Source organism: Dietzia sp. CW19 (assembly GCF_014145265.1).
Taxonomy (GTDB): domain Bacteria; phylum Actinomycetota; class Actinomycetes; order Mycobacteriales; family Mycobacteriaceae; genus Dietzia; species Dietzia natronolimnaea.
On the sequence record NZ_JAALEE010000258.1, the window covers coordinates 1 to 9412 of the forward strand.

The 9412-nt window shown below is 67.1% G+C and carries 10 protein-coding genes; 4 read left to right on the forward strand and 6 right to left on the reverse strand.

Features of this window, described 5'->3' with window-relative positions:
• Together xseA and G6021_RS08350 are read right to left on the reverse strand one after the other, a co-directional pair.
• Positions 1-869 (reverse strand): exodeoxyribonuclease VII large subunit (gene xseA, locus G6021_RS08345; protein WP_182641048.1); only part of this gene is annotated, 869 nt, incomplete at its 3' end.
• On the reverse strand, positions 866-1249 hold the full coding sequence (locus G6021_RS08350) for a hypothetical protein (protein ID WP_179525650.1): 384 nt from the start codon (positions 1247-1249) through the stop codon (positions 866-868). The genes G6021_RS08350 and xseA, both read right to left, overlap by 4 nt.
• A gap of 72 nt (positions 1250-1321) precedes the next feature.
• On the opposite strand from G6021_RS08350, the gene G6021_RS08355 reads away from it, so the two are divergent.
• Entirely contained in the window at positions 1322-2302 is a 981-nt protein-coding gene (locus tag G6021_RS08355) for a 4-hydroxy-3-methylbut-2-enyl diphosphate reductase (protein WP_179525649.1), read from the forward strand.
• A 30-nt stretch (positions 2303-2332) separates the two neighbouring features.
• Here G6021_RS08355 and G6021_RS08360 read toward each other — a convergent pair whose 3' ends face one another.
• Positions 2333-2824, reverse strand: a complete 492-nt coding sequence (locus tag G6021_RS08360; RefSeq protein ID WP_179525648.1) for a DUF6542 domain-containing protein — start codon at positions 2822-2824, stop codon at positions 2333-2335.
• 11 nt (positions 2825-2835) lie between these two features.
• The gene (locus G6021_RS08365) at positions 2836-4350 is read right to left on the reverse strand and encodes an AI-2E family transporter (RefSeq protein WP_182641049.1); all 1515 of its coding nucleotides are present in this window, start codon (positions 4348-4350) and stop codon (positions 2836-2838) included.
• A gap of 99 nt (positions 4351-4449) precedes the next feature.
• Between G6021_RS08365 and ychF the strand changes: the two genes are divergently transcribed.
• The gene (gene ychF, locus G6021_RS08370) at positions 4450-5529 is read left to right on the forward strand and encodes a redox-regulated ATPase YchF (RefSeq protein WP_182641050.1); all 1080 of its coding nucleotides are present in this window, start codon (positions 4450-4452) and stop codon (positions 5527-5529) included.
• A 70-nt stretch (positions 5530-5599) separates the two neighbouring features.
• Here ychF and G6021_RS08375 read toward each other — a convergent pair whose 3' ends face one another.
• Both G6021_RS08375 and G6021_RS08380 read right to left on the reverse strand, forming a co-directional pair.
• Positions 5600-6637: a methionine synthase gene (locus G6021_RS08375; protein ID WP_182641051.1), complete on the reverse strand. Its 1038-nt coding sequence runs from the start codon at positions 6635-6637 to the stop codon at positions 5600-5602.
• A 20-nt stretch (positions 6638-6657) separates the two neighbouring features.
• Positions 6658-7650 (reverse strand): putative oxygenase MesX, encoded by a 993-nt coding sequence (locus G6021_RS08380; RefSeq protein WP_182641052.1) that lies wholly within the window; start codon positions 7648-7650, stop codon positions 6658-6660.
• 125 nt (positions 7651-7775) lie between these two features.
• Between G6021_RS08380 and G6021_RS08385 the strand changes: the two genes are divergently transcribed.
• A complete protein-coding gene (locus tag G6021_RS08385; protein ID WP_107749110.1) occupies positions 7776-8723 on the forward strand; it encodes a LysR family transcriptional regulator in 948 nt (315 codons plus the stop codon).
• Positions 8724-8862: 139 nt separating this feature from the next.
• A complete protein-coding gene (locus G6021_RS08390) occupies positions 8863-9390 on the forward strand; it encodes a DUF1877 family protein (RefSeq protein ID WP_182641053.1) in 528 nt (175 codons plus the stop codon).
• Positions 9391-9412 lie beyond the last annotated feature (22 nt).

The following is a 9412-nucleotide window of genomic DNA, read 5'->3' on the forward strand; positions in this document are numbered from 1 at the left end:
GCGGTCCGGGCGCGGGCCTCGACGATGCGGCGACGCTCCTCGGCGACGTCCGGGACCACGCGCTTGGCGGCGTCGGTGGGGGTGGCCGCGCGCAGGTCGGCGACCAGATCGGAGAGCGGGGAGTCCGGCTCGTGTCCGATCGCGCTGACCACGGGCGTGCGACACCGCGAGATCGCCCGCACCAGGGCCTCGTCGGAGAACGGGAGGAGATCCTCGACCGAGCCCCCACCTCGGGCCAGGATGATCACGTCGACGACCGGGTCGGCGTCGAGTTCCGCCAACGCCTCCAGGATCTGCGGTACGGCCGACGGTCCCTGGACCGCGGTGTTGCGGACGCCGAACCGCACGTCGGGCCACCGACCCCGGGACACCTCGACCACGTCGCGCTCGGCCGCACTCGCGCGGCCGGTCACCAGCCCGACACAGGTCGGCAGGAACGGCAGCGGGCGCTTGAGACGAGGGTCGAACAGCCCCTCGGCGGCCAGGGCCTGCTTGAGCCTCTCGATGCGGGCGAGGAGTTCGCCGATGCCCACCGGGCGGATCTCGGAGACCTGGAGCGAGAACGATCCACGACCGGTGTAGAAGCGGGGCGTTCCCCGGACCACGACCCGGCTGCCCTCGGTGACCGGCACGGGCGCCTCGGAGATGAGGCGGGGCGGGCAGGTGAGGGTCAGCGAATTGTCCACCGAGGGGTCGCGCAGGGTGAGGAACGCCGTCCGGGTGCCCGGGCGCAGGCTGAGCTGGGTGATCTGCCCCTCGACCCAGACGGCGCCGAGACGGTGGATCCAGTTGGCGATCTGGTCCGAGACCACCCGGACCGGCCACGGCTGTTCGGGGCTGCTGGGGGACCTCGTCGCTCCGGCGGTCACGTGGTGCGTGGGGCGACGCGGCCGGTCGGAACGTCGGGCTCGTCGCCGCCGGGACCGCGGTCCCCGCCCGGGCCCTCGGTGGTGTCAGCCCCGCCCCCGGCCCCGTCGTCGTCGAGGTCCTCGTCGAAGGTCGCCCACTCCGGCTTGTCCGACCGGGAGGGGAACACCGTCGCGATCACCCGATCGCCCTTGACCGCGAGACCGGCGACGGTCTGGCCGGCGTGCAGGTACGACTGCACCAGGCTGCCGGCGACCTTCACGGGGACCGCGGGCAGCGAGACCGCCGCCTGGAGCGCGCGACCGGGGAGCTCCACGGCGAGCTCCACCGCGGAGGCGGCGACCCCGATGGAGACACGGGTGAGGAAGAACGGACGGAGCATGGGAACCTCTCTGCCGGGGGGCGTCCGGGAGGCGTGATGGTCGGAATCCAGTATGAACCGTACCCTGGTGACATGACCGAGCAGACCGACATGATCGCCGAACCGGCAACCAAGCGAGTGCTCCTCGCGGAACCGCGCGGCTATTGCGCCGGCGTCGACCGGGCAGTCGAGACGGTCGAGAAGGCCCTGGCCAAGCATGGTGCCCCGCTGTACGTCCGCAAGGAGATCGTCCACAACAAGCACGTCGTGGAGTCCTTCACCGACCAGGGCGTGATCTTCGTCGACGAGACCGACGAGGTCCCGCACGGGTCGAACCTGGTGTTCTCCGCCCACGGCGTCTCGCCGGCCGTCCGCGAGAGCGCCCTGCAGCTGGAGCTGAACACCTTCGACGCCACCTGCCCGCTCGTGACCAAGGTCCACACCGAGGTCAAGCGCTTCGCCCGGGAGGGGTACCTGATCCTCCTGGTCGGCCACGAGGGCCACGAGGAGGTCGAGGGGACCGCGGGCGAGGCCCCCGATGTGGTGACCCTGGTCGACGGCCCGGAGTCCGTCGACGCCCTCGACATCCCCGTCGACACCGAGAAGCTGATCTGGCTCTCGCAGACCACGCTCAGCGTGGACGAGACGATGGAGACGGTGCGGCGGCTCAAGGAGAAGTACCCGACGCTGATCGATCCGCCGTCGGACGACATCTGCTACGCCACCCAGAACCGGCAGGTCGCGGTCAAGACGATGGCGCCGCAGTGCGACCTGGTGATCGTGGTGGGCTCCCAGAACTCGTCCAACTCTGTCCGCCTGGTCGAGGTGGCCCTGCAGGCCGGTGCGCGCGACGCGCACCTGGTGGACTACGCCAAGGAGATCGACACGTCCTGGTTCGAGGGCGTCACCACGGTGGGGGTGACCTCGGGCGCCTCGGTGCCGGAGTTGCTGGTCCGAGGTGTGGTGGACCTGCTGGCCGACCACGGCTTCAACGACGTCTCCTCGGTGCGGACCGCCCAGGAGACCATCACGTTCTCGCTGCCCCGCGAACTGCGGGTTCCCAAGAAGGTCTGATCCGCGGGAGCCCCGGGATCCGCGGGAGCCTCAGCGGCGGGCGTGCGCCGGGGCCGCCCGCTGGCGGCGGACGGCCACCGGTCGCGGGCTGCGGGGTTCGAGGACGAAGGCCCTGATCAGGGCGATCGCCACCACGACCAGGGTGGTCGTGAGCATCAGCGGGAACCTGGTCGCCAGCGGCAGCACCAACGAGATCATCTGGGAACGGGAGAAGGCCGCCGCGGTCAGTCCCGCTCCGGCGATCACCGAGGCCATCGGGACGAGCACCGACATGATGAGCGGCGGTTGGATGCCGGCGACGAACAGCGCCCGGCGGGACACCGCCAGCACCGCGATCAGACACCCGAGGAAGTAGCCCACGGTGAAGCCGGTGCCGAGGCCCCCGGAGAGCGAGTCGATCGCCACCCCGGTGAGGGTGACGGCCACCGCGAGCAGGACCGCGGACCAGGCCGGCAGGCCCCGAACGGTCGAGACGACGGACCTCTCGTCCGCCGGGACCCGTCCGCTCCTCCGTGTGCTCACAGGATGAGACTCTAACTCTCGAGTCGGCGAGCGAGGAATCTGCCGAAGCGCCGCAGCGCGTTGGGCTTGCTCTCCGAGGGCGAGGGTCGGTTACCGTACACGGCCTTCGGGTCGACGGGCCCCGTGGGAGGATTCGCCTGGTCGGCGGACGGATCGTCGGCATCCGGATCCGGCGGGACCACCTCGTCGTCGTCGAGTTCGAGGGTTCCCACGACCGAATCGCCCGGCCCGGTCGCACCGACGGACCCGCTGTCCGGGGCCCCGTGGACCGGTCCCGGTCGGGTGTCCTTGATCCCAGCCATGATGGCGTTGCTGCTCTTGCGCAGCGGCGCGAACCGCGAGCTCGACATCTCGCCGAGCCAGGCCGTCAGACGTCCCTCGTCGGTGGCGGACGCGAGGTCCGACGCGGTGACGTCCCCGGTCCGGAGATCGATCTGCTCGCCCAGGTAGCGGAGCATCACGGCGACCACCGCCAGGATCGGCACCGCGAGGAACGCCCCGACGATGCCGAACAGGGTGCCGCCCGCGGCCACCCCGAGCAGGATCACCACCGGATGCAAGTTCATCGCCTTGGACTGCAGGATCGGCTGGAGGATGTTGCTCTCGAGTTGCTGCACCGCGATGATCACGACCAACACGATGATCGCGGTGGTCAGGCCGTTGGCCACCAGAGCGATGAGCACCGCCAGCGCACCGGCGGTGAACGCACCGACGATGGGGATGAACCCGGCCAGGAAGGTGATGACCGCCAGCGCCCACGCCAGCGGCACACCCAGGAGGACCAGCGCGAGGCCGATGAAGAAGGCGTCGACGAACGAGACGATCGCCTGGGCCCGGATGTAGCCGCCGAGGGTGTTCCAGCTGCGGGTGAGGACCTCGGTGAGGTGGCGGCCGGCATTGCGGCCGGCGATCCGGCGCACGAACGGCAGGAACCGCGGGCCGTCCTTGATGAAGAAGAACGTGAGGACCAGGACCAGGACGAAGGTGATGAGGAGCGACCCCACCGCGGTCACGCCGGTGAACACGCCGTTGGCGATCTGGTCACCGCGGTCCTGCAGAGTCGAGCTGAGCTGGCCCAGCACGCTGTCGAGCTGCTCGTCCCGGATGTTCAGTGGCGGACCCCGGAGCCAGTCCTGGACCTCGACGATCGCCTCCGAGGCCTGATCCGCCAGCTGGACGCTCTGATCGATGATCGACGGGGCGATCAGTGCGAGAACGCCCGCGACCGCTCCGAGCGACCCGAGGAGCGAGATGAGTGCGGCGAGGGCCTTGGGGACGCCGTGACGGGTCATCCATCCCGTGGGGGGCCAGAGGACCGTCGCCACGATGAGCGCGAGCAGGATCGGCAGGATGCCCACCCACAGCGCGCCACCGATCTGGCTCAGCAGCCACCCCGCGATGAGCAGGATGGCCAGGCGCAGCGCCCAGTCGGTGACCCATCGCCCGCCGAGACCGATGAGGACGGACCGGTCGACGTGCTCCTCGTCTGTCCCGACTGGAGGAGGCGGTTTCGGCTCGTCACTCATGTCACACATGATGTCAGAGGTCACGCGGGCGCGCTCCCTGTGACCGGCCGGGGTGGCGGGCAGGGGGCACGGGCAGGGCGGGACGTAGACTCGGGCCTCGTGAGCCTCACCCTCGGAATCGTCGGACTGCCCAACGTCGGTAAGTCGACCCTGTTCAACGCCCTGACGAACAACGACGCGCTAGCCGCGAACTATCCGTTCGCCACGATCGAGCCCAACATCGGGGTCGTGGACCTGCCGGATCCCCGCCTGGCCCGCCTGGCCGAGATCTTCGGCTCCGAGCGGATCCTGCCGGCGGTCGTGTCGTTCGTGGACATCGCCGGCATCGTCAAGGGCGCCAGCACCGGCGAGGGCATGGGTAACAAGTTCCTCGCCAACATCCGCGAGGCCGAGGCCATCTGCCAGGTCGTGCGGGTGTTCGACGACCCGGATGTGATCCACGTGGACGGCCGGGTCGATCCGATGGCCGACATCGAGGTGATCGCCACCGAGCTGATCCTGGCCGACATGGAGACCCTCGAGAAGGCCGTTCCGCGCCTGGAGAAGGAGTCCCGCAAGGACAAGTCCCTGCTTCCGCAGCTCGAGGAGATCCGCAAGGCGCAGGCCGTGCTCGAGGACGGCCGGACCCTGTTCAAGGCGCAGGACGAGGTCGACCGCACCCTGCTGCGAGACCTGCACCTGATGACCGCCAAGCCGTTCCTCTACGTCTTCAACGCCGACGAGGCCGTGCTGACCGACGCGGAGCGTCAGGCCGAGCTGCGCGCCGCCGTGGCCCCCGCCGACTGCGTGTTCCTCGACGCCAAGGTGGAGTCCGAGCTCCGCGAGTTGGAGGAAGAGGACGCCATGGAGCTGCTGGAGTCGATCGGTCAGGACGAGCCGGGCCTGAACGCGCTGGCCCGCGCCGGCTTCCACACCCTCGGGCTGCAGACCTACCTCACGGCCGGACCCAAGGAGTCGCGCGCCTGGACGATCCGCAAGGGCGACACCGCCCCCAAGGCCGCCGGCGTGATCCACACCGACTTCGAGAAGGGCTTCATCAAAGCCGAGATCGTGTCCTTTTCCGACCTCGACGCCGCGGGTTCCATGGCCGCCGCCAAGGCCGCCGGCAAGGTGCGCATGGAGGGCAAGGACTATGTGATGGCCGACGGCGACGTGGTGGAGTTCCGCTTCAACGTGTGATCCTCGGCGCTTCAGCGAGGGCCCCGTCTGCCTTGGCAGGCGGGGCCGCTGGCGTTCTCAGACCGATAGGTCAGGCCTTGGCGGCCGATAGCTCCTCACGAACGATGCGAGCACCCGCGCTGAGCGAGCTCAACTTCGCCAGTGCGATGTCCCGGGATAAGGGCGCCATGCCGCAGTTTGTGCTCGGCAGGAGTTTGTCCTCATCGACGAACTGCAGGGCGTTGCGGAGCGTGGCGGCGACCTCCTCCGGAGTCTCGACCTTCTCGTTGGCCACGTCGATCGCCCCGAGCATGACCTTCTTGCCGCGGACCAGTTCGACGAGGTCGATCGGGACACGGGAGTTGCGGCACTCCAGGGAGATGATGTCGATGCTGGACTGCTGCAGGAGGGGGAACGACTCCTCGTACTGGCGCCATTCCGAACCGAGGGTGGCCTTCCAGTCGGTGTTCGCCTTGATCCCGTAGCCGTAGCAGATGTGCACCGCGGTCTCCGCTCGTAGTCCCTCCGCCGCCCTTTCCAGCGTCGCCACGCCCCAGTCCTTCACTTCATCGGAGTAGACGTTGAACGCGGGCTCGTCGAACTGGATGATGTCGACCCCCGCAGCCTCCAGGTCTCGTGCCTCCTGGTTGAGGATCGTCGCGAACTCCCACGCCAACTTCTCGCGACTGGAGTAGTGGCCGTCATAGAGCGTGTCGATCATAGTCATGGGGCCGGGGAGCGCCCACTTGATCGGCCGATCGGTCTGCTGTCGTAGGAATTTCGCGTCGTCGACGAAGACCGGCGTGGAGCGGCGCACGTCACCGACCACGGTGGGCACACTCGCGTCGTAACGATCGCGGATCCGAACCGTCTCGCGCTGCTCGACGTCGACCCCGTCGAGATGCGCGATGAACGTCGTGACGAAGTGCTGACGGGTCTGCTCGCCGTCACTGACGATGTCGATTCCGCGATCGCTCTGTTCCTTCACGGCAATGCGCAGCGCGTCCTGCTTACCCTCGACCAACTCATCGCCCTGTAGCCTCCAGGGCGCCCAGAGGGTTTCAGGCTGGGCGAGCCACGAGGGCTTGGGCAGGCTGCCGACGATGGACGTGGGCAGGATCTGGTTCATGGTCGACTCTCCTCCGGTGGTCATCCGACGAGGACGGGGTAGCGGGCGGCCCACTGCTCGAGGAGTTCGCGATGGGGCTCCACAAGGTGGTCTTCCGTGTACTTTCCCTGCTTCTTCGCGAGCTGACTGCGCTCGACACGGTCGTAGATGATCGGGGTGAGCGAGTAGTCCTTCTGTTCCAGGGTCGGTCGGTAGATCTCCGCGGCGGGGGAGGTCGCGTTGTAGATCTCCGGCCGATAGATCCGCTGGAAGGTCTCCATGACGCTCACCGTGCCGATGAGCTGCAGGTCGGTGTAGTCGCTGAGCAGATCGCCTCGGAAGTAGAACGCGAGCGGGGCGACTCCGCCGGGCGGCAGGAAATACCGGACCTGGAGCCCCATCTTGCGGAAGTACTCGTCGGTCAACGAATAGTCGTCCTGCTGGTACTCGACACCGAGGGTCGGATGGTGGTGTCCGGTCCGACGGTAGGTCCGGCTCGTGGACACACTGATGCAGATCACGGGATCCACCTCGAAGCGCTCCCGGTAGGCCTCGGAGTCGAGGAAGTGCTGGAACAACTTGCCGTGCAGGTCGCCGAAGTCGCCGGGCACGATGAACTCGGAGCGTCCCTCGTTGACCGCTGACAGCCGAACGCTGAAGTCGAAATCGCGGACGTAGGACGAGAAGTTGTTCCCGACGATCCCGGGGATGCGAACACCGGTGTCCCGGTCGACGATCTGCATGTCCAGTACCTCGATCAGGGGGAACCGGTGGTCCGCGCCCTTCGAGTGGAACTGCAGCTCGGCGGAGACGATCTCGAGCTCGACGGAGTAGCGATCCCCGGTCGGATTGTCCCGGCGTGCGAGGTCATTGAACCGATGGTTGATCATCGACAGGGTTCGGCGGAGGTTCTGCTGACGGTGCTCGCCTCGGGCCAGGTTCGCGAAGTTCGTGGTGGTTCGGGAATTCTCCGACGGTGAGTAGTTCTCGTCGAAGCTGGTGGTGGTGATGCGATACGTGAATTCGTTCGACATGTGCGTCCCGTTCGGGTCGTGATCGGCCGGGCTCGGCGCGGCGGAAAGTCTGTGCCTCCATCCTGCAGTCCCAGTTCAGGTATCGGGTAACTACGATTTGGTATGGGTTTGTATAGCCTTGAGCTATGCGTCGAGAATCCAGGGGAATCACCCTCCAGCAGCTGCACTACTTCATCGAGGTCGCGGCGGAAGGCTCGATCACCGGCGCTGCGGAGCTGCTCTATGTCGCCCAGCCGACCATGTCCGCCTCCATGAAGGACCTGGAGAACAGAGTGGGGCGCACCCTCCTCGTCCGATCCGCCCGAGGAGTGACGCTGACCGACGAGGGAGCGGAGTTCCTCGGCTACGCCAGGCAGGTGGTCGAGCAGATGTCCCTACTGGAGCAGCGCTACCTCGGTCAGCCGCCGTCCCGCCGACTGCTCGGGGTGTCGGCGCAGCACTACTCGTTCGTGGTCGAGGCGTTCATCCGGATGGTGCGATCAGGCGAGGCGGAACAGTACGAGTTCTCGCTTCGTGAGACGCGAACCTGGGACATCATCGAGGATGTCCGGACCCTCCGCAGCGAGGTGGGTGTGCTCTACCGGAACGACTTCAACCGGAAGGTCATCGACAAGCTCCTCCGCGATTCCGGCCTGGTCTTCCACCCACTCTTCGCAGCGCTGCCGCACATCTTCATCTCCAGGCAGAACCCGTTGGCATCCCGGGAACGCGTCACCCTCGACGATCTCGCGGACCTGCCCAGGCTCACTTTTGACCAGGGCGCGAACAATTCGTTCTACTTCGCTGAGGAGATCCTCTCCACCCGGTCGAGTAAGAGAGAGATCAGGGTCTCCGACCGCGCGACCATCTTCAACCTCATGATCGGTCTCGACGGGTACACGATCTCCACCGGAATCATCAGCGACGACCTCGATCCGGAGATCGTCGCCATCCCGCTCGACGTGGACGAGAGCATCGAGATCGGCTGGATCAGCCATTCCGGGATCCCGCTCACTGCGCAGGCGCAGCGCTACCTCGCCGAGGTGCGGGCCGTTGTCGCCGACTACGGGATCGAGCTGCTCGACTCCCCGTGAATCCGGCTGACGCTATGCCTCTACACCGTCGCCGAGAAACTTCGGAGGTTTTTCACAGGCGAAGATCATCCGCGATTGTTGTCCACAGATCGATGTGGAGGGCTTACCGGATCCCTGGTGGCGGTTGGATGCTGGACACATGGGAATCCGCTATTACGCATACGCCTTCGACGCCGAGATCACGCAGGCGGTGCTCTCCGACCCACGGGCTCACATCAGTCCGGACCCGTTCGCGGACGCCGTCGGTCTGCCCCACGGCTTCACCATGGGTACGACCGACTTTCAGCAGGGGCCTGCGGAGGAAGACATGCTCTACCTCGACAAGGCGTGGAGAAATCTCCAGAGGATGTCGGAGCCGTCCGACCCAGCCGAAGAGCCCAGGCCGGCATACCGGATGTTCGAAGGAGAGGTGACACCTCTAGACGGCTGGGAGGCGTGGCTGCCGTGGGTGAGAGCGATCCCGCCCGGAGACGTCGCCCGGATAGCCGACGATCTGGACGCGATCACCCGCGCGGACTTTGTCCCCTGGTTCACCCGCCACAACAGCGACTCGGTCGGAGAAGTGGAATCGGAAGCGCAGTACGTGAAGTTCCACCTGGGCCGGGCGAGACGTTTCCTCCGCGCACTAGAGAAATCGGGCCGGGGTTTCGCCTACATGATCGGCTAGTGGGTATCTCCGTTAGTGCGTC